29 protein-coding genes and 1 pseudogene are annotated in these 22,112 nt (G+C 42.8%); 15 read left to right on the top strand and 15 right to left on the bottom strand.

The window, feature by feature from the left end:
* Window positions 1-102 precede the first annotated feature (102 nt).
* A complete protein-coding gene (locus ACE3JL_RS10190; protein ID WP_375329402.1) occupies window positions 103-408 on the bottom strand; it encodes a hypothetical protein in 306 nt (101 codons plus the stop codon).
* 28 nt (window positions 409-436) lie between these two features.
* Window positions 437-685 (bottom strand): hypothetical protein, encoded by a 249-nt coding sequence (locus ACE3JL_RS10185; protein ID WP_375329401.1) that lies wholly within the window; start codon window positions 683-685, stop codon window positions 437-439.
* A gap of 90 nt (window positions 686-775) precedes the next feature.
* On the opposite strand from ACE3JL_RS10185, the pseudogene ACE3JL_RS10180 reads away from it, so the two are divergent.
* Window positions 776-1,538 (top strand): annotated as a pseudogene (locus ACE3JL_RS10180) (IS1 family transposase).
* Between the two features lie 12 nt (window positions 1,539-1,550).
* On the opposite strand, the gene ACE3JL_RS10175 reads toward ACE3JL_RS10180, so the two are convergent.
* The 3 genes from ACE3JL_RS10175 to ACE3JL_RS10165 all read right to left on the bottom strand — a co-directional run bounded on the left by ACE3JL_RS10175 (window position 1,551) and on the right by ACE3JL_RS10165 (window position 2,487).
* The gene (locus tag ACE3JL_RS10175; RefSeq protein ID WP_375329400.1) at window positions 1,551-1,703 is read right to left on the bottom strand and encodes a hypothetical protein; all 153 of its coding nucleotides are present in this window, start codon (window positions 1,701-1,703) and stop codon (window positions 1,551-1,553) included.
* On the bottom strand, window positions 1,700-1,975 hold the full coding sequence (locus tag ACE3JL_RS10170) for a hypothetical protein (RefSeq protein ID WP_002787156.1): 276 nt from the start codon (window positions 1,973-1,975) through the stop codon (window positions 1,700-1,702). The genes ACE3JL_RS10175 and ACE3JL_RS10170 overlap by 4 nt, the downstream gene beginning before the upstream one ends.
* 104 nt (window positions 1,976-2,079) lie before the next feature.
* On the bottom strand, window positions 2,080-2,487 hold the full coding sequence (locus tag ACE3JL_RS10165; protein WP_043995679.1) for a hypothetical protein: 408 nt from the start codon (window positions 2,485-2,487) through the stop codon (window positions 2,080-2,082).
* 783 nt (window positions 2,488-3,270) lie between these two features.
* Here ACE3JL_RS10165 and ACE3JL_RS10160 point away from each other — a divergent pair.
* Together ACE3JL_RS10160 and ACE3JL_RS10155 are read left to right on the top strand one after the other, a co-directional pair.
* Entirely contained in the window at window positions 3,271-3,528 is a 258-nt protein-coding gene (locus tag ACE3JL_RS10160; protein ID WP_002764762.1) for a type II toxin-antitoxin system HicB family antitoxin, read from the top strand.
* Window positions 3,525-3,746, top strand: coding sequence for a type II toxin-antitoxin system HicA family toxin (locus ACE3JL_RS10155; RefSeq protein ID WP_002764761.1), 222 nt, complete (start codon window positions 3,525-3,527; stop codon window positions 3,744-3,746). Before ACE3JL_RS10160 ends, ACE3JL_RS10155 begins: the two co-directional genes overlap by 4 nt.
* Window positions 3,747-3,994: 248 nt before the next feature.
* On the opposite strand, the gene ACE3JL_RS10150 is transcribed toward ACE3JL_RS10155, so the two are convergent.
* The 4 genes from ACE3JL_RS10150 to ACE3JL_RS10135 all read right to left on the bottom strand — a co-directional run bounded on the left by ACE3JL_RS10150 (window position 3,995) and on the right by ACE3JL_RS10135 (window position 6,722).
* Entirely contained in the window at window positions 3,995-4,204 is a 210-nt protein-coding gene (locus tag ACE3JL_RS10150) for a hypothetical protein (RefSeq protein ID WP_002732654.1), read from the bottom strand.
* Window positions 4,191-4,682 carry a type II toxin-antitoxin system VapC family toxin gene (locus ACE3JL_RS10145; protein WP_375329399.1) on the bottom strand — a complete coding sequence of 164 codons (492 nt, stop codon included), beginning with the start codon at window positions 4,680-4,682 and terminating at the stop codon, window positions 4,191-4,193. The genes ACE3JL_RS10150 and ACE3JL_RS10145 overlap by 14 nt, the downstream gene beginning before the upstream one ends.
* A 227-nt stretch (window positions 4,683-4,909) precedes the next feature.
* Entirely contained in the window at window positions 4,910-6,196 is a 1,287-nt protein-coding gene (locus tag ACE3JL_RS10140) for a hypothetical protein (protein WP_103113276.1), read from the bottom strand.
* Between the two features lie 115 nt (window positions 6,197-6,311).
* Window positions 6,312-6,722 (bottom strand): hypothetical protein, encoded by a 411-nt coding sequence (locus ACE3JL_RS10135; RefSeq protein WP_103113277.1) that lies wholly within the window; start codon window positions 6,720-6,722, stop codon window positions 6,312-6,314.
* Window positions 6,723-7,487: 765 nt separating this feature from the next.
* On the opposite strand from ACE3JL_RS10135, the gene ACE3JL_RS10130 reads away from it, so the two are divergent.
* Window positions 7,488-9,818, top strand: a complete 2,331-nt coding sequence (locus ACE3JL_RS10130; protein WP_375329605.1) for a heavy metal translocating P-type ATPase — start codon at window positions 7,488-7,490, stop codon at window positions 9,816-9,818.
* 199 nt (window positions 9,819-10,017) lie between these two features.
* Here the strand turns inward: ACE3JL_RS10130 and ACE3JL_RS10125 are convergent, their stop codons facing one another.
* Window positions 10,018-10,359: a hypothetical protein gene (locus ACE3JL_RS10125; RefSeq protein ID WP_002734498.1), complete on the bottom strand. Its 342-nt coding sequence runs from the start codon at window positions 10,357-10,359 to the stop codon at window positions 10,018-10,020.
* A 12-nt stretch (window positions 10,360-10,371) separates the two neighbouring features.
* On the opposite strand from ACE3JL_RS10125, the gene holB reads away from it, so the two are divergent.
* Entirely contained in the window at window positions 10,372-11,337 is a 966-nt protein-coding gene (gene holB / locus ACE3JL_RS10120; RefSeq protein WP_375329398.1) for a DNA polymerase III subunit delta', read from the top strand.
* Window positions 11,338-11,374: 37 nt separating this feature from the next.
* Entirely contained in the window at window positions 11,375-11,593 is a 219-nt protein-coding gene (locus tag ACE3JL_RS10115; RefSeq protein ID WP_271988547.1) for a neurohypophysial hormones like protein, read from the top strand.
* Between the two features lie 431 nt (window positions 11,594-12,024).
* Here ACE3JL_RS10115 and ftsH2 read toward each other — a convergent pair whose 3' ends face one another.
* Window positions 12,025-13,911 carry an ATP-dependent zinc metalloprotease FtsH2 gene (gene ftsH2 / locus ACE3JL_RS10110; protein ID WP_008195899.1) on the bottom strand — a complete coding sequence of 629 codons (1,887 nt, stop codon included), beginning with the start codon at window positions 13,909-13,911 and terminating at the stop codon, window positions 12,025-12,027.
* Window positions 13,912-14,276: 365 nt separating this feature from the next.
* On the opposite strand from ftsH2, the gene ACE3JL_RS10105 reads away from it, so the two are divergent.
* Both ACE3JL_RS10105 and ACE3JL_RS10100 read left to right on the top strand, forming a co-directional pair.
* Window positions 14,277-14,492: a type II restriction endonuclease gene (locus ACE3JL_RS10105; RefSeq protein WP_375329604.1), complete on the top strand. Its 216-nt coding sequence runs from the start codon at window positions 14,277-14,279 to the stop codon at window positions 14,490-14,492.
* Between the two features lie 15 nt (window positions 14,493-14,507).
* The gene (locus tag ACE3JL_RS10100) at window positions 14,508-15,440 is read left to right on the top strand and encodes a DNA adenine methylase (protein ID WP_375329397.1); all 933 of its coding nucleotides are present in this window, start codon (window positions 14,508-14,510) and stop codon (window positions 15,438-15,440) included.
* Window positions 15,441-15,475: 35 nt separating this feature from the next.
* Here ACE3JL_RS10100 and ACE3JL_RS10095 read toward each other — a convergent pair whose 3' ends face one another.
* Complete coding sequence (locus ACE3JL_RS10095; RefSeq protein ID WP_002759071.1) at window positions 15,476-15,775, bottom strand: hypothetical protein; 300 nt, start codon at window positions 15,773-15,775, stop codon at window positions 15,476-15,478.
* A gap of 219 nt (window positions 15,776-15,994) precedes the next feature.
* Here ACE3JL_RS10095 and psbX point away from each other — a divergent pair, with 219 nt between their 5' ends.
* Complete coding sequence (psbX, locus tag ACE3JL_RS10090) at window positions 15,995-16,114, top strand: photosystem II reaction center X protein (RefSeq protein WP_002733679.1); 120 nt, start codon at window positions 15,995-15,997, stop codon at window positions 16,112-16,114.
* 44 nt (window positions 16,115-16,158) lie between these two features.
* On the opposite strand, the gene ACE3JL_RS10085 is transcribed toward psbX, so the two are convergent.
* Both ACE3JL_RS10085 and ACE3JL_RS10080 read right to left on the bottom strand, forming a co-directional pair.
* Entirely contained in the window at window positions 16,159-16,806 is a 648-nt protein-coding gene (locus ACE3JL_RS10085; protein ID WP_271991034.1) for a ComF family protein, read from the bottom strand.
* Window positions 16,775-17,074, bottom strand: coding sequence for a DUF1816 domain-containing protein (locus tag ACE3JL_RS10080; RefSeq protein ID WP_271991122.1), 300 nt, complete (start codon window positions 17,072-17,074; stop codon window positions 16,775-16,777). The genes ACE3JL_RS10085 and ACE3JL_RS10080 overlap by 32 nt, the downstream gene beginning before the upstream one ends.
* Before the next feature lie 255 nt (window positions 17,075-17,329).
* On the opposite strand from ACE3JL_RS10080, the gene ACE3JL_RS10075 reads away from it, so the two are divergent.
* The 5 genes from ACE3JL_RS10075 to ACE3JL_RS10055 all read left to right on the top strand — a co-directional run bounded on the left by ACE3JL_RS10075 (window position 17,330) and on the right by ACE3JL_RS10055 (window position 20,892).
* The gene (locus ACE3JL_RS10075) at window positions 17,330-17,689 is read left to right on the top strand and encodes a ferredoxin-thioredoxin reductase catalytic domain-containing protein (protein ID WP_271991037.1); all 360 of its coding nucleotides are present in this window, start codon (window positions 17,330-17,332) and stop codon (window positions 17,687-17,689) included.
* Window positions 17,690-17,698: 9 nt separating this feature from the next.
* On the top strand, window positions 17,699-18,124 hold the full coding sequence (locus ACE3JL_RS10070) for a DUF309 domain-containing protein (protein ID WP_271991041.1): 426 nt from the start codon (window positions 17,699-17,701) through the stop codon (window positions 18,122-18,124).
* Window positions 18,125-18,273: 149 nt separating this feature from the next.
* Window positions 18,274-18,774, top strand: a complete 501-nt coding sequence (locus tag ACE3JL_RS10065; RefSeq protein WP_271991044.1) for an LptA/OstA family protein — start codon at window positions 18,274-18,276, stop codon at window positions 18,772-18,774.
* A 188-nt stretch (window positions 18,775-18,962) separates the two neighbouring features.
* Window positions 18,963-19,691, top strand: a complete 729-nt coding sequence (lptB, locus tag ACE3JL_RS10060; RefSeq protein WP_271955319.1) for an LPS export ABC transporter ATP-binding protein — start codon at window positions 18,963-18,965, stop codon at window positions 19,689-19,691.
* A gap of 31 nt (window positions 19,692-19,722) precedes the next feature.
* Window positions 19,723-20,892 carry an LptF/LptG family permease gene (locus ACE3JL_RS10055; protein WP_375329396.1) on the top strand — a complete coding sequence of 390 codons (1,170 nt, stop codon included), beginning with the start codon at window positions 19,723-19,725 and terminating at the stop codon, window positions 20,890-20,892.
* 36 nt (window positions 20,893-20,928) lie between these two features.
* Here the strand turns inward: ACE3JL_RS10055 and rsmI are convergent, their stop codons facing one another.
* The gene (gene rsmI, locus ACE3JL_RS10050) at window positions 20,929-21,768 is read right to left on the bottom strand and encodes a 16S rRNA (cytidine(1402)-2'-O)-methyltransferase (protein ID WP_375329395.1); all 840 of its coding nucleotides are present in this window, start codon (window positions 21,766-21,768) and stop codon (window positions 20,929-20,931) included.
* Window positions 21,769-21,950: 182 nt separating this feature from the next.
* Between rsmI and ACE3JL_RS10045 the strand changes: the two genes are divergently transcribed.
* Window positions 21,951-22,067, top strand: coding sequence for a photosystem II reaction center protein I (locus ACE3JL_RS10045; protein ID WP_002732356.1), 117 nt, complete (start codon window positions 21,951-21,953; stop codon window positions 22,065-22,067).
* The last annotated feature ends 45 nt before the right edge of the window (window positions 22,068-22,112 follow it).

Here is a 22,112-nt window from a genome sequence, read left to right as displayed (position 1 = left end):
AGAGATTATACAGAAACTTTCCGTATAACACTCTTGAAAGTAACAATATAGGTCAACTTTCGGTATATCACCCCATTTAGGCGCAATCGCCCGAAGTTTTCCCTATATCACTTCCAAAAGCGTGTTAGCCAGACTAGCATCTTGCCAAAAACCTTGTTTAACTAAATTCCTGACAATTAGGCTCATTCTAGCCATGATTCCTATATCTGACCCCACCCTTAGCAAAAATTTATAATTATTCGACTTTTCGCGATCGCTATCGGGGGATAGTTGTTTTTTGTTACAGCAGTGGGGAGAAGGGAGCGGGTTTTTCAAGTGGGATTGGGAGTTAATCATGCTATTAAAAACCGATTCAGTATAACGGTCTAGTTGAGCCGCAGCAGTCAAACTTTGGCTTTTAAAGATCACTTTTGATGAAGTCGGCTCCAACGCAGTGTTAGACGGCTTTTGGCTGATTACTAGCAAAGTCTGACAGGTCTGTGATTATTACCAATCCGCCTTCAATTGTATCTACTTGCAGTCGATAGCCGCGAAGCATACTCATCCCAATTAGCGGATCTGTTTCTGCTGAATTTACTTCAATCTCTTGGGATTTGCCATCCCAAATGGCTACCGCGTCGTAAATATCAAACAAAACTTCACTACCATCTCCTAATGTTCCACGATCTCGATAACTCCACGGCAAGCCTAGTTCAGTAATGGGCGTTGCTGATTTAGGGTATGATTGAGGAGGAAGGCGATCACCCAAAAATACCCATTATCAAACTCAGAAATTATGCAATGTCCTGAATGTCAATCCAATCATATCAATAAAAATGGTCATAAAAAAGGAAAACAGAACTATATTTGTGTGAACTGCGGAAGACAATTTATAGAGGTTTATGAACCCCAGAGAGGTTATTTTTGAAGAAATGAAACGGGAATGTCTGAAAATGTATGTTAATGGTCTGGGTTTTCGAGCCATTGAAAGGGTTAAAAACGTTCATCATACGACAATTATGAATTGGGTTAAACAAGTCGGCGAACTTTTACCGGATTATTATGACCCACAAACAATTCCCGATGTGGGAGAATTAGATGAATTAGAAACATTTGTCGGCTCAAAAAAAACAAAATCTGGTTATGGACAGCGGTAGATCACTTTAAAACAGGGATTTTAGGATGGGTTTTAGGCGGTCTCGCAAGGCGAGTGCCTTCGGCAACATAGTGCTAAAACTTTTGCGGACTTATGGAAAGTTGTTGGTCAGTGGAAATGTCATTTTTATGTGACAGATGGATGGAAAGTTTACCCTAATTTTATCCCCGACGGAGACCAGATTATTAGCAAAACTTATATGACCAGAGTAGAGGGAGAAAATACTAGACTAAGACATTATTTAGCCAGGTTACATCGAAAAACTCTTTGTTATTCCAAGTCTGAACAAATGCTCAGACATTCAATTCGATTACTAATTCACTACCTAAAATTTGAGGATGTTCCAGTTCCTTATTCAAATAACAGAAGTTATTTTCCTCTGAATGCTCGCCATTTTGCCTAATCATACCTTAATTCAGCAACGCCCAGTAATGATGTCGTTGGGAAGACTTAGGAAACCTGTAAATCCTGTATCAATGACAGCATTAATAGATTTTAGTTTGGCATTGTTGCGAACAACCACAAGAATCGTGGCTTCATAATTCTTATTGACGTATCCTTGCATCATGGCTTTTCTTTCAAGCTTCGCGCACCGAAACGATGAACTGCGCGATAGCCAATTCGGACTACCCAAGTTTGGGAATCGGGAAACCGTTCTCGAAGCAGACGAGTGGCAGTCATCGTATCATTAGCAATTTCAAACGCCCCTGTTTCAATGTCAATAGCCACAATCTTGCCATGATTACCTGCCTCGACTTGTGGGCGGATTTGAGTTTGGTAAATGAGATCGCCACGTTGGGCAAACTCTTCTTTGCTATAGCGGGGTTGTCGGACTGTCATAAGATTGATCTTGTTTGAGCTTACAAGTCTATTTTAGCTTGGGTGATGACCTAACAAGATCAGTCCTTTGGGGCTACAGATTCAGTTGCAGGTTAGCGATCACATTAGTAAAGGGATTCGTCTGTTGAGCAAATGCCACTATTTCTCAATCCTCTAGAGATAATGTCAAAGGAAGAGCTTTCTTTAACTCCAAATTTCTGAGCTAGAAAAGTATGCAGCCGTGCTGTTGGAATGTGACAAATCGAAGTCCCCTTTACGAAGAAAGCTTTGCCTTCCCCCGGTGGTTCATAAACGCCATTAGGCCACAAGCAATCACCTCGGCGAACTACATTTGCAGATGAAAAAGAACCAGATTGGTTTTGTGTCCCATTATTCATAAACACTCTGTGCTGAACGGGGTTAACCACATGGCAAGCTGTTTTTCGTGTGTTATCCCAGTAGTATATGGCATTCTCGGCTTTGTCCACATACATACCAGATGGTAAATTTTGAGCAACAGTTGGTTGAGGCATTATTACAAAACCAGCAAAAATACTTAGGGCAATGATCGAATTTTTTACTTCCCTTGGATTAATTCTTGTGTGTGGCTACTGCGGTCTAACTATATAGTATGCGGAAATTTTCCGTATATCACGCCAAATACGCATTTTTTTAAGAATCTTTCCGTATATTACGCTCAAATGGAGCGATCGCAAGAAGTTTTCCGTACAATATTACGATAAGCGTGTTATGCCGATTAGCGTACTCTGTTATGAACCCTCCCCCACTGATTTGTTCAAAGTTTTCTCGTTGTGCGACTGTCAGATGAACTTTATCTCGCCTACATCTTCTCATGATTGATGTCCTCAGTTGAGCTTATCTATTGCCCTATTTTAGCTGTGTCAGTCCAGTAGCCTGTGTTAGCGTCAGCATAACGCACGAATTTTGAACATTAGATAAGGTGCGTTACATTTCATTAACACACCCTACAAGAGCGGCGATCATACTCCCCGTTAACGCTCCTTGCGCCTATCTGTTTTGGCTCTGATTGCGTCCTTGTTCCCCGCTTCAGCCTCTAGATTTCCGAGTCCAGTCACTGGGGGCAGGTCGGGAGTCACTGTGTCCCTTACAGGGTAGGTCTTTCACCTACATCCTTTTTGTCAGTTATGCTGTTTTATCAGCACTCTAGGCTATTTATTCCCCTAGAAACGAATCGCACCGTTACACTTCGTTAACGCACCCTACAAGAGCGGCGTGCTGCTACGCAGTGCCTTCGGCATCACACTGGTTCTAGAACATAAAATGTTAATATTTGAATGAAACAACCAAATAGTTATCGAGCAATGATTATGGTTAAACCACAAGCTGAATCCAGCCGTAAAGTACTTCTCTATCCTGGTGAGGATAGTTACTTTGTTGTCGAAGTTCCTAGTTTGCCAGGATGTATTAGCCAGGGAAAAACTCGTGAGGAGGCTCTAGCCAATATTGAAGAGGCAATCGCTCTGTATATCGAAGTTTTACAGGATCGGGGTGAACCTGTTCCCAATGATACGGTTGAGGTCATTCTGGTATGAGTAAATTACGTGTTATCTCAGGCGCAGAATGTGTAAAAGCACTTGAGCAAATAGGCTTTGCCGTAGAGCGTCAGCGTGGAAGTCACATGATTTTAGTACGTGAAGCTCCCAAAACAACAGTCTCGGTACCAGATCATCAAGAACTAGATCGAGGTACTTTACGCGCAATTATTCGGCAAGTCGGCTTGAGCGTTGACGAATTTGTTGAGCTTTTATAAAGCATTTTACTATGGGATTACACTCCCACAGATAATTCAGAATTTTCCGGTTCTAGAGCAACCCATAAAATTGTCGGCATAAACCTGCAAAATATCATCGGTACGTTACACTTCATTAACCCACCCTACCAGATCAGCGTACTGCTACGCAGTGCCTTCGGCATCGCAATCATAACTAACCAATCGGACTATTTACAAAGACAAGTACGAATCATTGTCGGTCTAACGGCTAAGTTGAGCCGCCACGATTAGATTTGAGATTCTTGTGGTTCATCCTGTTTTGGTCGGCTCCAACGACTTGTTAGACCTTGCTTTGGTGGTAAGCTGACTACCTGCCTGCCACTTTCTGCTTGTCTTTTTTGCCAATCTACAAACATTGCATCCAAATCGTAGTTAAAGGATTTAGCGTGTTCTTCTCGAAATTTATGAATTTCATCTAAAATGTCATCTTGCCACATCGTTATAATCTCCTAAAAGTTCGTAAGGAGTACAAATTATGGGTAACTCGTATCCCAAATCAAGACTGAGCTCTGCCAACTTCCTCTGAATTTGAGCGTTGGCAATATGTTTACAGTTCCATGTTAACAAGTAATCTAGCCCGTGGACAGTCGCCGCAGCAATGTGAACCGCATCATCAGAAGCTTTGGCAGGAAGGTTGCTTCGTATAAGAAACTGGGCTGCCAAGTTGCGTACAGCTTGATTGAGTTCAACCAAAGGCATTTCATTGACAATTTCTAACCTTTTCAAAGCAATCTCTGTATCTCCCTTAGCGACTTCATCTAAAACAACCTGTGAGATATAGAGAAGAAAATCATTACGGCGATTTTGCCACCAGTCCCTTGTCGTTTCGATATTCCCAGCAATAACCAAGTTTTTGGTCGATCTGGCTGTCAGATAGCCAATAACGCTGGTTTCAATATAGACGCTTTCACTCACGGCAATCTAGAAAATCTATCCAACGTCTATCCTACTGCATTTAATCTTGGTTTTGAGGGAGTTGGGTAACAACCGTCAGCCCAACCTACAAGATCAGCGATCGCACTGTTATGAGTTGATTGATGTTGGGTTTCCTTGCGTCAACCCAACCTACGGGCGAGGCGATCGCACTACTCAAATAAAGCACCAATCCACAACCAATCAAGCAACTTCCGCATGGATTCAATCTACAACCTCTTCAATAACATGGATGCTATTTGATCTACAAGTTTAAATCCTGCTTCAACACTAGAACCATTCCTTATTATTGTCTTAAGTTTGTCCATTTCAGTAAGAACACAGCCATGAATATTTGGCTTATCCTGCTCCATATAAAGCTCGATTAGTCTTCTTACTACATCAAAGGCTTGTTCTTTTTGCTCGTTATTTAGCTTAGGATTATACTGAATGAATTGGCGTAAATTTTCTAGTGAATTCTTCATTATTTTAGATGAATCAGGTAAACCTTCTACCATTTTTCTAACGAAAGATGTTTTAGAAAAACTACTGTTTATATTTTGGCTAGATGCAAGAAGGTTTATGACACCCTCGTTATTCTTTAGATCGATGTCACCTATGCTGCCTATTTTTATACTTGTTCCTATTATCTTAAGTTTTTTGGCAATTAGAAAAGCAATTAACGAAGAGAAGACTATTGCCACAAGGTACTTCCAGTTATGTTTTACAAAATTAGTCGAAGAGAAAATTGGATTATGCTTGACGGCTACCTCGATTTCATTTTCTTCATATCGTTTTGGAAGTAATTCTTGGTAGCCAGGAATTCTAATTATGACAGACACTATAAACTTTAACTTCTTTTTGCCTGATTCTTGTGGAGTTACATCCCACTCCCAACTAGTAAAGTCTTGATCTATAACTGGTTGATTACCACCATCTTCTTGTGGATTGATATCAAAGGCTTTCCACGACAGGAACTTCTGAGATGTTAGTTTGACATTCATTATGGGACTAACATATCGAAGTTCTCTTTCACTTATATCTTTATCCAATCCTTCCCTTAAAAGTTGTTGAAATGCTGATAAAAACTCTTCATTTGCAATCCTAGCTTTACATTTTTCAGATATTCCAAGAGTCATTTCTTTAGGACAAGAAAACACAAATATACCTCTTGGAAGCCTCTCGAAAGCCTTAGAAATCTCTGATTGTGCGCCAGGTGAAAGTCGAGGTAGATCACGAGGAGCATTTCTTATTACTATCCCTAAAATGATAGTCGCCGTTAAGCCTATCAAAATAATGCTTGATAATATGACGCGAAATATAGGGTTAAACCTATCTGTATTATCAAGAGTATTTCCCACTAATATTGCTAAGATAGATGGGAAATAACCGAAGAATAGGATAATTAGGATACCTCGAAAGATATCTAGTGGACTTGACCAGTGAAAAATTATTTTTAGTGCAATGAATAGCACTAGAAACGATAAAATAACAGCGATGGCTGAAGAACGTGTCATCTACTTGTATATTAGTTGAATTGAAAACAGTATAGAAAACACCTAAAGTTAATTATCAAAAAGAAGTGTTCTTTTACGTCATGAAGGAACACTTGAATAGCTAAAATATTGAAATTTAGGCAATACCAAACAAAGAGGAAATTTCAGACAATACTTTGAATATTGAAACTGCACTAGAAATGCCAGCAACAATGCCTCTTATCAAAGTGATTGCATTTTCTGCACGTTCCTGAAGACCTGAATCTGTTTGTACTTGTGTCTTCATTTGTAAAGTTTCCACCAAACTTTTAACTTGCTTTAAAGCTCTCTCTTTTTCTTTATCATTGAGTTCTGAAGCATCCTCAATCTCCTTACGCAATTTTTCAAGGAGTTCTTTGGCATTAGCTTGCTCATTAGCATCTGACAAAGCTAAGTCTGAAATGGAGTTTTGAATATCTTGGCTTACAGCAAGAAGATTTACAACCCCTTTGTTATTGTTTGCGTTAATGTTACCAATTTTTCCAACTCTTATATTTGAATCAGACATAGAAAGCTCCTCGAGAAAGAATAATGTTCAAGATGGTGGGCATACTCACGCAACAAATGGCTCTTCGTTACTTGTTATGGTTCGATAGGGGGGCATAAATCGACTAAATCCTTATCTGGCAAAAGATTTAACTGATTAGCTCGCTCTAGATCAAAAACAATTGACAAAAATCGTCCAATGTCTTTCTCTATAAGGGTTCCATCTCTTATAACCCCCGTCCATTACATAACACAAACCGAAGAACCCAACAAATTAGATTATATTCTCACCTAGAACTGGGTGTCTAACTATATAGTATGCGGAAATTTTCCGTATATCACGCCAAATACGCATTTTTTTAAGAATCTTTCCGTATATTACGCTCAAATGGAGCGATCGCAAGAAGTTTTCCGTACAATATTACGATAAGCGTGTTATGCCGATTAGCGTACTCTGTGATGAACCCTTCCCCACTGATTTGTTCAAAGTTTTCTCGTTGTGCGACTGTCAGATGAACTTTATCTCGCCTACATCTTCCCATGATTGATGTCCTCAGTTGAGCTTATCTATTGCCCTATTTTAGCTGTGTCAGTCCAGTAGGGTGTGTTAGCGTCAGCGTAACGCACGAATTTTGAACATTAGATAAGGTGCGTTACATTTCATTAACGCACCCTACAAGATCTATTGCCGATCGAGAATGGATCGGGAAGAGATCGCCAAAATAGTTTAAAAATCGGCCGAGAATTTCTAGGATAGAAGTAAAGACCATCCTTGCCTACTTTTTCTATGATCCTAGCCGCCGAAACTGGACTAAAAACCGCTACTCTAGACGTAAAAGGCATGAAATGCGCCGGCTGTGTGAGTGCCGTAGAAAGACAACTCAGCCAAAATCAAGGGGTAAAATCGGCCCAAGTTAACCTAATCACGGAAATTGCCGTGATTGAATACCAACCGGATGCGATCGCACCAGAGCAATTAGCCGCAAAATTAACCGCGATTGGATTCCCCACCCAACCGCGCAGCTCATCGACTCCCCTTTCTCAACAAAATCAACGGCTGCAAAACCAACAAAAAGAACGGCAACAACAATTATACCGATTAGCGATCGCTTGTTGTTTACTGGTTTTTTCCCTGATTGGTCACTTACACCACATCGGGGGACCAGAAATCCCCATCTTTCAAAGCATTGCTTTTCACTGGACCTTAGCCACCCTAGCCATTTTATTCCCCGGCCGCGATATTTTCATCGATGGTTGGCGGGGATTACGGCACGGGATGCCAAATATGAACACTCTCGTTAGTTTAGGCACAGGTAGCGCCTATATAGCCAGTTGTTTGGCTCTTATCTTCCCTAATCTCGGTCTAGAGTGCTTTTTTGATGAACCAGTCATGCTGTTAGGTTTTATTCTCCTCGGACGGACTCTAGAAGCGCATTCCCGTCATCGCGCAGCCGCAGACTTAGAAGCGCTTACCTCCCTACAACCGGCAGTGGCTCACCTGATTGGTAGTACAGATGACCGTGTGGGCGTGGCCATTCCCGTGGAACAGCTGCGCGTCGGGGAATGGGTGCGCGTCTTACCCGGAGAAAAAATTCCCGTGGATGGGGAGATTATTCAGGGAAGAACCACGGTAGATGAAGCTTTATTAACGGGGGAATCGCTGCCGGTGGTTAAGGAAATGGGAGATCTAGTCATTGCTGGCAGTTTCAATCTCTCTGGTGCGATCGCAGTGCAAACTCGTCAGGTGGGGACCGATACCACCCTAGCTAAGATTATCGCAGCCGTGGAATCAGCCCAAACTCGCAAGGCCCCGGTACAGAAGATAGCGGACCGGGTAGCGGGTTATTTTGCCTACGGAGTGATGATAATTGCCCTAATTGTGCTGCTCTTTTGGTATTTTTGGGGAACTAGGCTGTTTCCAGAGGTGTTAGGGTCAACCACAGGACACCACGAGATGATTCAACCCACTTCTCCCCTACTTTTGTCCCTAAAATTAGCGATTTCCGTGCTTGTGGTCGCTTGTCCCTGCGCTCTCGGTTTAGCCACACCGACGGCCCTACTGGTGGGAACCAGTTTAGCAGCCGAACGGGGTATTTTAATTAAAGGGGGCGATGTTTTGGAAACCGTCTCGCAACTGCAAACGGTGGTTTTTGACAAAACGGGAACCCTTAGCCAAGGTCATCCAGAAATTACCGATTGTTTGAGTTTTTCTGAGCTTAATTCCCTGGAAATTCAACAATTAGCGGCAGTAGTGGAGAGTGGTACTAATCATCCTCTTGCTCGGGCGATTTTAGACGCGGTTACTCCTCCTACTAACCTGACGGGGGAAGATTTTCAAACTGTAGCCGGATTGGGAGTTTCGGCAAGGGTGCAGGGGTCGAAAATTGTTCTAGGAAATCGGCAATGGTTGGCGCAGAACGGCATTAAAATCGATGAAACTATCCCCAGTATTCAAGAGCTTTTACAAGCGGGTAAAACGGTGATTTATCTGGGGATGGAAGAACAATTACTCGGCGCGATCGCTTTTCAGGATCGATTACGTCCCGATGCTCAAACAACCGTGAATCAGTTGCAAAAACTCGGTTTAGAGGTGATTTTACTCAGTGGTGATCGCAGAGAAGCAGTGACAGCGATCGCTAATAGTTTGGGTATTAGCCAATTTTATGCCCAAGTTGCTCCCGCCGAAAAATCCGCCTTAATTGCAGATCTACAGACAAAAGAGGGCAAAATCGTCGCTATGGTCGGGGATGGTATCAATGACGCTCCTGCACTAGGACAGGCTAACATCGGTATTGCTCTGGCCGGTGGCACGGAAGTGGCCATGGAAACGGCCGGGATCGTTTTAATTAGCGATCGCCTGGAGGATGTGGTGCAATCTCTGCATTTAAGTCTGGCTACATGGCAAAAAATCCGACAAAATCTTTTTTGGGCTTTGGGTTATAATACCTTTGCTATTCCCATTGCTGGTGGTTTATTACTGCCCCATTGGGGTCTAGCTTTCAGTCCGGCCCTAGCGGCAGCTTTGATGGCTTTTAGTTCGGTTATGGTAGTGAGTAATTCCCTGCTTTTACGTCGTCAATTTCCCACGCTCACATCGACTAAGGAAGGCAAAAATTAAAGCAATTACCGATTTTTTCTCGATAAATCTATCAAGCGCCAAAAAGAGCAGCTCTATTATTCCTTGTGTGATAAGTTTAACTGATACAGGAGCTATCAATCTCTGTGTCCTCTGTGTCTTTGTGGTGCGTTACCCAAGAGAGCCAAGATGGCATTTTGTCCCTGTCTTTGTCAGTTGACGGAGACAGGAACAAATCGGGTTAAGCGGTAATTCTGGTCAGGGATTGACCTTGATAATTGTTGGTAATAATCTGGTGAATAGATTCAAAAAATCGCCGACAACGATTATTAGTTCTCAGGGGCAATTCATGATTTTTTACCAATAAATCGATCTGAAGTTCCGAGCTAGTGGGAGGATGAATAAACAATTCCACTTTCACTAACTGGGGAAAGAAAGCATCGTTAGGAACTTCCGATAAAAGCAAGACATCGGTCCGGCGCTTGATGATTTCAAATTCACCCAAACTTAATATATCATCGTATAAAAACCCGGTCTGATGAGGAGAAATCCCGACAAAATAGGAACAGCAATAGCGAGCCATGGCAGGGAAAAGATGATAAATTGGTCAAGGTTAATTGGTCAAAATCAGGCCATTGAACTACTACAAAGAGCGCTTGAAGTCAATTCGATCGCTCCCGCTTACTTATTCGCCGGCGCTAAGGGGATTGGACGCAATCTAGCAGCAAAATGTTTCTGTCAAGACTTGTTAACTAGAGATCGATCTCCAGAAACAAGGGAATTAATCCTGAAACGCTTTTTAGGGGGCAATCATCCCGATTTACTCTGGATTGAACCCACTTATCAACACCAAGGCAAACTGCTCACCGCAAAAGAAGCACAGGAAAGCAATCTCAAGCGCAAAGCTCCCCCGCAAATCCGCATCGAACAAATTCGCGAGATTACTAACTTTTTAAGTCGTCCTCCCCTCGAATCGGCCCGCTCTGTGGTGGTAATCGAGGAAGCAGACACCATGACGGAATCGGCGGCAAATGCGCTCTTAAAAACGCTTGAGGAACCGGGAAAAGCGACTTTAATCCTGATTGCTCCCAGTCCCTCCTCTTTACTACCCACTCTCGTTTCTCGCTGTCAACACATCCCTTTTCAGCGTCTTTCGGAAGAAAATCTCGCTCAAGTCCTGCGCTCTAACGGACAAGCTCGCGTTCTCAATTATCCGGCAATTCTCGGTTTAGCTCAAGGTAGCCCCGGAGAAGCGATCGCCGCTTTAGAGTTTCTCGACAGTCTCCCCCAAGATTTACCGCGATCTTTCAGCAAATTTCCCCTAAAACTTTCCCAAGCACTGGAATTAGCAAAAATTATCGCTCAAACTCTTGACACGGAAACCCAATTATGGTATGTGAGTTATCTTCAGTATGAGGATTGGCAACGACGACGAGAGCGATCGATTTTAGAAATCTTGGAAAAAACCCGCCGGCAGCTGTTAGCCTACGTTCAACCCCGTTTAGTCTGGGAATGCACTTTCTTGGCATTGGCCAAGCTATCCACCGCCCAAAAGTCTTAAAATTGTTATATTTATCGATCGAGTGGGGAGAAAGACCATGAAAATCAAATCCTTAGTTTTGCTGATTCTGTTAACCTTGACTACGGTTTTAGGTGCTTGTCAGGGAGGAAAAGAAGCCGAAGAACCGAAAAACGTCCCCACCACGGTGGAATCGCCGCAAACGGACGCAGATGACGATGAAGACGGGGAAAATCGGCAAAAAGACGATGATAATCAACGGGATAAAAAAGACGATGACGATGATGATGATAACTAATTGTAAAAATCAAAAAATTATTGTTAGGGTTAGGAGTCAGTAGCCAGTAGTCGGTCGTCAGGAGAATTAAGAATGAATGATAATCAATTAAATTGTCTATTTACAGATTTTAGGCAATTTAATCCTTATTTTTGTCGTTTTTGAACCCTTAACTAGGGTTTGCGGCAAAAAGTACGGGCGAAGCATTCGGACAATCACCTATCGGTGAAACCGTAGATTTTCTAACCGAATGCTTCGCCCCTACAGGACGCGGGCCGATGAAGACGCAAGGTTTTGAACGACGATTCTCTCAAAATCTTGCACCTGTTTCGCGAAAAAAGCCACAAAACTCTTACCTTGCCTACATTTCACATTTATTCAGCAAACCCTAACTAGGATAAAAAAATCGGGTGAGTCTTAACCCACCCGATCGCATATAGATTGAAATCAACCTATAACTGTGGTACAAACTGTTCTTTTTCGGGAACGTAGGCGTATTCAGCCACAATTTGCCGGAATTCTTCCCCATTGATCGTTTCTTTTTCGATCAGCAGATCCACCACTCGATCGATCACTTCGCGATGATCGCGGACAATTTGCCGAGAAATTTCATGACAGTGTTCCACGATCGATCGCACCTGATCATCAATGCGAGTAGCGACCTTCTCAGAATACTCGGAACGAGTCATCAAACCGCCACCGAGGAACACCTCACCACCTTGACTTTCTAGGGACAAAGGACCCAAATCGCTCATCCCGAAACGAGTCACCATCTGACGCGCCATATCAGAAACCTGCTGTAAATCGCCACCGGCGCCGGTAGTCACCTCATCATAGCCGAAGATTTCTTCCTCGGCCGCGCGACCACCTAAAGCACCGGAAATCCGGGCCATTAACTGCGCTTTCGTGGTTAACCCCTGTTCTTCGTTGGGAGTGAACCAAGTTAAACCCTGGGCCTGTCCCCGGGGAATCAGAGTCACTTTCTGGACGGGATCGTGATCTTTTAAGAGCGTACCCACGATCGCATGACCCACTTCATGGTAAGCGATTAAGCGCTTGCTCTTGCTATCCACTAAAGGAGTACCTTCCATACCGGCGATAACGCGATCTACTGCGTCATCTATCTCCAGGAGGGTAATGGCATCTTTACGACGACGGGCGGTTAAAATTGCCGCTTCGTTCAGTAAATTGGCTAAATCTGCTCCACTGAACCCCGGTGTGCGACGGGCGATCGCTTCAATGGAAACGTCGTTGGCCAGCTTTTTATTACGGGCGTGAACGTCTAAAATCTCTAAACGACCTTTAAAATCGGGCGCATCGACGGTTACTTGGCGATCAAAACGGCCTGGACGCATGAGAGCGGAATCGAGAACATCGGGGCGGTTAGTGGCGGCAATGATAATAATTCCCGTATTCCCCTCGAAACCGTCCATTTCTGTCAATAATTGGTTTAGGGTTTGTTCCCGTTCATCGTTACCACCACCGATACCGGCACCCCGTTGACGACCTACTGCGTCAATTTCATCGATAAATATTAAACAGGGAGCATTTTCCTTGGCTTTTTTGAACAAATCGCGCACGCGAGAAGCACCGACACCGACAAACATTTCCACAAATTCCGAACCGGAAATGCTGAAGAAAGGCACACCCGCTTCACCGGCGATCGCTTTAGCTAACAGGGTTTTACCCGTACCAGGAGGACCAACTAACAGGACTCCTTTGGGGATTTTGGCACCAACGGCGGTAAATTTCTCCGGTTGTTTGAGGAAAGTGACGACTTCCTGTAATTCTTCCTTCGCTTCGTCAATTCCTGCCACATCATCAAAGGTGATGCCGGTTTTTGCTTCCATCTGGAAGCGAGCTTTTGATTTGCCAAAACTCATCGCTTGACCGGGGCCGCCTGGCATATTATTAGAACGGCGGAACAGGAAAAAGAGAGCGGCAATCAGCAAAAAGGGGAAAACTAGATTACCGAGGAATCCCCACCAAGCGCCGTCATTCCGCATCGGGTGTGCATCGAAACTAATTTTAGAATCGCGTAAACGGGCGATTAAATCCGGGGAATTGGCTGGTAAATCGACCCGTAGGCGTTGTACTCGGTTTTCTAGTTCTGGATCTAGGGCCTGTACGATCGCGGTTCTGCCACCTTCGTAGAGATCGACGCTAACAACCCTACCACTGTCTAGGTATTCTAGAAAGCGTCCGTAGGTCATGCGGGTACTGGCGGTGTTATTGCCGATATTACTGGTGGCGGTGGCAAAAGTGCCTTGCCAGAGGAAAAAACCGACCACAAGGGCGGGCAATGTCCACAGTAAAATCGTTTTCCAGGATAGTTTCATGTTTGTTTAGTGGTTCTAGGATAAAGATTTTTGCTTAACTCATTTAGCTGTTTTTGTCAAGGATTTTACGTTATTTTTTCGAGATTAATCCCCGCAGCCAATTAAATCTTAACTAAATGTAACGTAATTCTCATAATTCTGACAAGAATGGTGACGAGAGATTTTGGCTCTCTTGGGTTTGGTGGGTAAAATGTATTCTAAGATACATTCTTCCTAGCGGGGGGGTGGAACGAACCACAAAGACACAAAGGACACCAAGATTGAGGGATCATGTAAGTTAAACTGATCACACAGAACCTAGAAGAGCCAGATTTTTGAGTTCATGTGTTCTAACAAGAGTCTCATGGTTTCTGGGATAAGCTGTACTGAATTTAAACTGCCTAGAAGTATATACTATATCTATTGATACGAAAATCATCTCTAAAATCCTAGAATTGCTTCTTTTTCCCATATTTGATAATTTTGCTAGATGTAACCAATTAAAGATAGATTTAGTATCTCAACAAAATTTTTACCCTGATTTGACCTTTATTCGCGGGCCAACAGGAGCTAAGTTTGCTATGGATAGAGATTACTGTTGATGAGGAGAGTGTTTAGTGAAGTTAACACCACTGGTGCCACCGATTAAGTGTCAAGGAATTAAAACTAAATTGGTGAAAGATGTTAAAAATATTGTGTCTGATCTGAGCTTTGGGCGTTGGATAGAACCCTTTTCTGGATCGGGAGTGGTGGCTTTTAATATTAATCCGAAAAAGGCTTTACTTGCGGATACAAATACTCATATTATCCAGTTTTATAATAATCTAAAAAATCAAGTTATTACCAGTAAAACTGTTAAGCTTTTTTTGCAAGAAAATGGTCAAATTCTTAAGGAGCAGGGAGAAAGTTATTATTATCAAGTACGAGAAAGATTTAATCAATCTCCTAATTCTCTAGATTTTTTATTTCTCAATCGCTCCTGTTTTAACGGCGTGATCAGATTCAATCGGAAGGGACAGTTTAACGTCCCTTACTGTCATAAATCAGAGCGATTTTCTCAAGCATATATTACCAAAATAGTCAATCAAGTTATTGCCATAGAAAATATTCTTATTAAAACTGATTATAATTTTCAAGTTGCTGACTTTCGAGAGACTTTATCTGATTGGCAAAAAACAGACTTGATCTATCTCGATCCTCCCTATTTAGGGAGACACGCCGATTATTTTAACTCTTGGTCTGAAGAGGATGAAGATTGTTTGGTGACTATTTTAAAGGATATTTCTTGTCGGTTTATTTTGTCCACTTGGCACAGTAATCAGTTTAGGAGCAATCCTTTAATTAAAAAAAATTGGAGTGCTGATCAGTTTTATATCTATACTAAACAGCATTTTTATCATGTGGGTTCCACAGAAAAATTACGTCATCCGATCACCGAAGCACTCATTACTAACTTTAACATTCCCTTGTTGCCAGAGCGAGGAACTGATTTGCAACAACTGTCATTATTGCCATCGACAGCAGAAAATGAGGGAGCGAGAACAGTCTAGAAGATGCCTAGTGGCTAATTCTCACTCCTTACTATTTATCCTTGGCTTTGGCGCAGATGGTCATTAATTTGGCGTTTACGCTTTTCTTCGGGGGCAGTGCTAGTAATTTCGCCAAAATCTTGACTACTCATGGAAAGATGGGACATTATCTTTCTTTTACGCTCTTTAGCGGTTAATTCCGGTGAAGGAGTTACTGGAGGCGGCGCTGCCACGGGTTCCGCTGCCACCGGGGGAGTTTCCACAATTGGCAGCGGTTTTTTGGGAATATAGTCAGCACCAGTGGTACTTCTGGAGAGATGATCGAGAATGCGCCGTTTGCGATCGTCAGTAGCCATAAAAATCTTTGCCAGTCTAGTGTGAACTTTTGTAACCATCAACTATTGTCAAACATCCCTATCTCCTTGAGAAGTCAAGGGAGATTTTATTTTCAGCGATTGAAGACATATAATAACCTGCGATCGCATTTATCTGACTGTGGCACTGGAGGTCTTCTCGCTCAAGGTGATAAGATAAAAAACTAAGTCTTTGAAAATATGACAAAGGATTTATCTATCATGACACCCTCTTTAGCTAACTTTCTCTGGAGCCTTGTTTTAGGTGCGGTTATCGTCCTGATCCCCGCCACTATCGGTTTGATTTTCATCAGTCAATACGACAAGATCAAACGCACTTAATTTAATCTAACTCTAAAATGCCTAGACGGATCCGTCTGGGCATTTTAGCTAATTTTGGAACTGGCAAGAGCGATCGCACCGACTACCCGATATCCCTCTGTGCGTAAAACCTGCACAGCTTCCTCAATCGTGGTTCCCGTGGTATAAATATCATCAATTAAGAGAATCGGCACTGATTTCGGTAAATTTTTCCCCAATTGAAAAGCCGCTTGCATCGTCTTTTTTCTCTCCTCGGCTGCCATACTAAACAAGGCTGCCGTGTTCTTGATCCGAATTAATCCGCGACTAGCCAGATGATAACCGGTTAAACGACAAAAACCCTCGCCAATGACTTCTGCTTGATTAAAACCCCTTTCCCTTAACCTTTCCGGGTGGAGAGGGATAGGAATCACCGTCAAACGTTTATCGGTGAGGGGAGGACGAAGCAGCCAAGTTTCCCCCATGCAACTGCCTAGCAAAGAGCCGAGAGCCGGATGGCGATCATATTTCATTTTAGCGATCGCCTGTTTTAATTTACCTTCATAGCGTCCCCAGATAAACAGGGGAATAGGACCACGCCAGAGAAAAAGCGGTTTATTCTGACGATAGGACTGTAATTGTCGCCTACAATCACGGCAAAGCTCTCGATCGCTCTGCCGTTGACAAAGAGGACAGGGAGACTTAAGAAATAAAGCGAGAAAAGGTTCGAGCATGGGAAGGGAACGTTTTAGCTAGATGCTGATTTCCATCGTCAAAAACGGTCAAATAATGGGGATTACTCCGCTCGATCGAAAGACTGATTCCTTGCGCTCCTTCGGACTCTAGATCTTGGAGATAACCCCCCTGATGCTGTTGTGCTTCCTCAAAAGAGGCAAAGGGACCAAAATAGTAGGTACAGTGGGGATAAAGGGAGGTAATTTTCAGCCACCAAGGTGTATTATCGTCAGAAATTTTATTTGTCTGCAAGAAAGATAAAATCATGTTCTGGTATTGATAGGGTACAGGGATTGCAGGAATCAAGGACAGGTTTTGAGGAACTTTGCCCCTATAATTCCGATCTGCTGGCCAAAAAGTCGAGCTTTTGGCCAAAGGGAGTCTTTTTATCGTATTAGATTAACAAGGGGATCGGTGGCAAAATCGAAAGAGATTCTAAAAATTCCTCTCGGCCAAGGGGAGGCGGATCGAGATAGGATAGTAAAAAGTTTTTTTGTAGAAAGCTAAGGGGATTAGATAACTATGAGCCAGATCACGGACACGGATAAGAGTCTTGAGGCGATGAAGAATTTTGCCGAACAGTACGCTAGACGTACAAATACTTACTTCTGTAGCGATCTCTCGGTAACAGCGGTGGTAATTGAGGGTTTAGCGCGTCATAAGGACGAATTAGGCTCTCCTTTATGTCCCTGTCGTCACTACGAAGACAAAGAAGCGGAGGTAAAAAATACTTTCTGGAATTGTCCCTGTGTGCCGATGCGGGAACGGAAAGAATGTCACTGTATGCTGTTTATTACCCCCGATAACGACTTTGCTGGGGAAGAACAGGTAATTTCCCTCGACTATATCCAAGAAGTCCGCAAATCTATGAAGGGGCATTAGTTTAGGGTAATGACAGCCAGCGCTTTTGGGCAAGGAATCGACGAATTTAATCGCCAGCAATTCTATGCTTGTCATGATACCCTAGAGGCTTTGTGGATGGAGTCCGCAGAGCCTGAAAAAACCTTTTATCAAGGCATTTTGCAGATTGCTGTCGCTTGTTACCATCTAGAAAATAATAACTGGCGCGGGGCGGTAATTCTTTTGGGAGAAGGGGTGAGACGTTTACAACACTATCAACCCGATTACGAGGGGATCAACGTGACGCACTTGGTGGGGGAGAGTTTGGATCTATTAAACTTTTTACAGAATCTCGATCCCCAAGCTTTACCGGTAGTGCTAGAAGCGATGAAAAGCAATCAGGAACATCCTCATCCCCACCTCGATCGATCTATCTGTTCTCTGCCAAAAATCCTCAAAAGTCATCCCGTCCTCTAAAAAGCTAGATTAGTTAGTCAATACAATTACCTCTAAGTAGGTGGGTGTTAAAAATTGTCAGTACCTCCCTTATCAAGGAGGGATAAAAGGGGGAATAAAAGGGGGGATAAAAGGGGGGATAAAACACTCTATTTATAGGCGAAATTTCTATGAAAGCAAGATACACAAAAATCAGAGGATGGCTAGTTTCCCTCGTTTCTACTAGCTTAGTCATGGGATTAGGTACTTCTCCCTTGGTCAAGGCACAGCAGAACATCGTACCAGGTAATGCCATGACAGTGCGATCGGATATTCAGGAGGCAAACTCAAAAACGGGGGTAATTACTGCGAGGGGTAACGTACAAGTGTTCTATCCTGCCCGCAAAATGCAGGCCACTTCTGCCCAAGCTCAGTATTTTAGCCGCGAACGTCGTTTAGTGATGACGGGTAACGTTTATGTTTTGCAGGAAGGCAACAGTATCCGCGCCGAAACGATGACTTATCTAGTCGATGAGGGTAGATTTATCGCTACTCCCCAAACCAGTCAGCAGGTGGAGTCAATTTATTTAGTCAAAGATAACGAAACTTCCCCCCAACCGGCAGCCTCCCCGACACCCGCACCCATACCTTCCCCTTCCCTCCCGGCTGCCCCAATTATTAACCCGCAGTGATAGTCAGGATTCAGGAGACAGGAGACAGGAGACAGGAGACAGGAGGCAAAAGACAAAAGGCAGTATTCTCCCCACACCCCACACCCCACACCCCACACCCTACACCCTACACCCCACCCCCCCACTTCCCCACACCCCACTTCCCCACACCCCACACCCTACACCCCACACCCCAACACCGGATAAAGATGACTTTAGTATTAGAAAATATCCATAAATCCTACGGTAAAAGGCTCGTGGTTAACCGAGTGAGTATTACGGTTGCCCCGGGGGAAATTGTAGGGTTATTAGGACCAAATGGTGCGGGGAAAACCACAACTTTTTATATCGCCACGGGATTAATTAAACCGAATCTGGGGCGCGTTTGGCTCGATCAAAAAGAAATTACTAAATTACCCCTTAATCAGAGGGCGCGTCTGGGTATTGGCTATCTGACACAGCAGGCCAGTATTTTTCGTTATTTAACTGTATCAGAAAATATTCAGTTAGCCCTAGAACAGTCGGGAGTTCCCTTTTCCCAACGGGCAAATCGTCTCTATGATTTATTAAAAGAATTTCGCCTCGATAAGATTGTTGGCACTAAAGGCGCTTACGTTTCTGGAGGAGAAAGAAGAAGGACGGAATTAGCTCGCGCTTTAGCGGTGGGAGTCAACGGACCTAGATTTTTATTATTAGATGAACCCTTCGCTGGGGTGGATCCGATCGCTGTATCTGAGATTCAAGCGATGATCGCTGGTTTAAGGGATCGTCAGATGGGAATTTTAATTACCGATCACAATGTGCGAGAAACTTTGGCTATCACTAATCGGGCTTATATTATGCGCGAAGGGCAGATTTTAGCGGCGGGAAGTGGCGAAGAACTGTATAATAATCCTCTGGTGCGTCAGTATTATTTGGGTGATAATTTCTTAAGATAATTGTTATTAATAAAAATCGCTGTATTATATCATGAAAGTTAGCAATTGGCAAGGAAATTTAAGTAGAATACCCGGATTTACCATCTTAGACCGCTATATTTTTGTCGAGTTATTATTACCCTTTCTATTTGGTATGGGTTTATTCACTTCTTTGGGAGTGGCGATCGGGACTTTATTTGATTTAGTGCGACGGATTACTGAGTCGGGTTTACCTTTTACTTTGGCCCTAAAAATTCTCTTATTAAAAATGCCAGAGTTTATTGTTTTAGCCTTTCCCATGTCGATACTTTTAGCAGCTTTAATGGCCTACAGTCGTTTAGCCAGTGATAGCGAATTAATTGCTTTTAAAAGTATTGGAATTAGTGTTTATCGCCTAATAATTCCCGCCATTGTGCTAAGTTTAATAGTGACAGGATTAACCTACATTTTTAATGATTATGTCGCTCCAGCTGCCAGTTATGAAGCTAATGCTACCATGACGAAAGCTCTGCGACCAAATCGCAAGTCTTTTATTGAAGATAATATTATTTATCCTGAATACGGCAAAGTGCGGCCACCAGATGGAGGGGAAGCGCAAACGGTATTAAGAAGGTTATTTTATGCCGAAAGATTTAACGGTCAAGAAATGTTAGGTTTAACCATTCTCGATCGCACCCAACCAGAAGTTAATCAAATTATTACCTCAGAAACAGCTTCTTGGAATATTGAAAAAAATATCTGGGATTTTTATAACGGCACAATTTATCTAATTGATCCTAATGGTTCCTATCGTAATATTGTCCGCTTTCAACATCAACAATTAGCCCTACCGCGTACTCCTTTAGATTTAGCTTTTCGAGGCCGAGATGGTTCAGAAATGACCCTCAGACAAGCGCGGGAATACTTAGAAATACTGCAATTAAGCGGCAATCCTACCAAAACTAGAAAACTACAGGTTCAAATCGAGCAGAAAATATCTTTGCCCTTTGTTTGTTTGGTTTTTGGCATGATTGGGGCAGCCTTGGGATTGCGTCCCCAAAATTCTAATAAAGCCACCAGTTTTGGTATTTGTATTGTCCTAATTTTCTCCTATTATCTCCTATCTTTTGTCACCAGTTCTCTAGGTATTGGCGGAGTTTTAACCCCCTTGATGGCCGCTTGGTTGCCCAATATTTTAGGATTAACTGCTGGGGGAATTTTGTTACTTCAATCAGCGAAGTAATTCAGGGTTAGCGGTGGGAATAAAAATTGATAATCATCAAATTTCTAGGGCTAATTTGTATAAACGACTGCGGGATAAATTAGTAACTTGTGCTAATTGTCTGCTGGCTTGCGATCGACTAACTCCCCGTTCTATAATTTGTTTTAATTCCCGTTTTAATTCCTCGTCGGATAATTGGATATTATCGGCCTGCTCGTTGCCCATAACTACGAGCGTAAATTCCCCTTTAGGAGTTTTATTCTCCCGATATAAATTAATCGCCTCGGCGATAGTTCCTCGCCAAATTTCTTCGTAAAGCTTGGTTAATTCCCGACCTAAAACTATCTTTCTTGTTGATCCGAAAGTTGCCAGCAAATCCTCTAAAGTCTTAATAAGTTTGTGAGGAGCTTCATAAAAAACCATCGTTCTTGTTTCGGTTTTTAAACTCTCTAAGCGCTCTTGTCTCAGCTTTGCCTTACCCGGAAGAAATCCTTCAAAACAGAATCTTTCCGTGGGTAATCCCGACACCGCTAAAGCAGTAATTACCGCCGTTACTCCGGGGATGGGAACCACTTCGATATTAGCTTCTATACAAGCTTTAATTAACTCATAACCCGGGTCAGAAATCCCCGGCATTCCCGCATCAGTAACCAAGGCGATATCCTGACCTTGGCTGAGAATATTTAATAACTCATCGAGACGGGAAAGGCGATTATGTTCATGGTAACTAATTTGAGGGGTTGAAATATCAAAATGCTGTAATAATTTGCCGGTGTGTCTGGTATCTTCGGCGGCAATTAGAGAGACTTTTTTGAGAGTTGCCAGGGATCGGAAAGTCAGATCGTCTAAATTACCGATCGGCGTTCCCACCACATATAATTTACCGAGATTATTCATAAATTGGCTAAAAATAGGCTATTTACTCGTATTTTCAGTGATCAGTAAACAGTAAACAGTAGGCTGATAACTGAAGACTGATCACTTTTCTCTGTTCAGGGATCACTGAAATAGGGTAAAGTAGGTCAAGGTATGCTAACCCTGTTATTGCATTAATCTAGTCTAAGGAGAACGTCTTAGTAATGTTAACCCTAAAAATCGCCGTTTATATCGTTGTTTCCTTCTTTGTCTTACTTTTTATCTTTGGCTTCCTTTCTGGCGATCCTACCCGTAACCCTGGACGCAAAGACTTTGAGTAGAAGACAATTATCAAACTGGTTCTAGGGTAGAGACACAGGGAACAA

Origin of the sequence: Microcystis sp. BLCC-F210, from assembly GCF_042134685.1 — a bacterium.
GTDB lineage: Bacteria > Cyanobacteriota > Cyanobacteriia > Cyanobacteriales > Microcystaceae > Microcystis > Microcystis aeruginosa_D.
The sequence above is the reverse complement of the archived record's forward strand: the minus strand, read 5'-3'. Positions and strand labels throughout refer to the sequence as shown.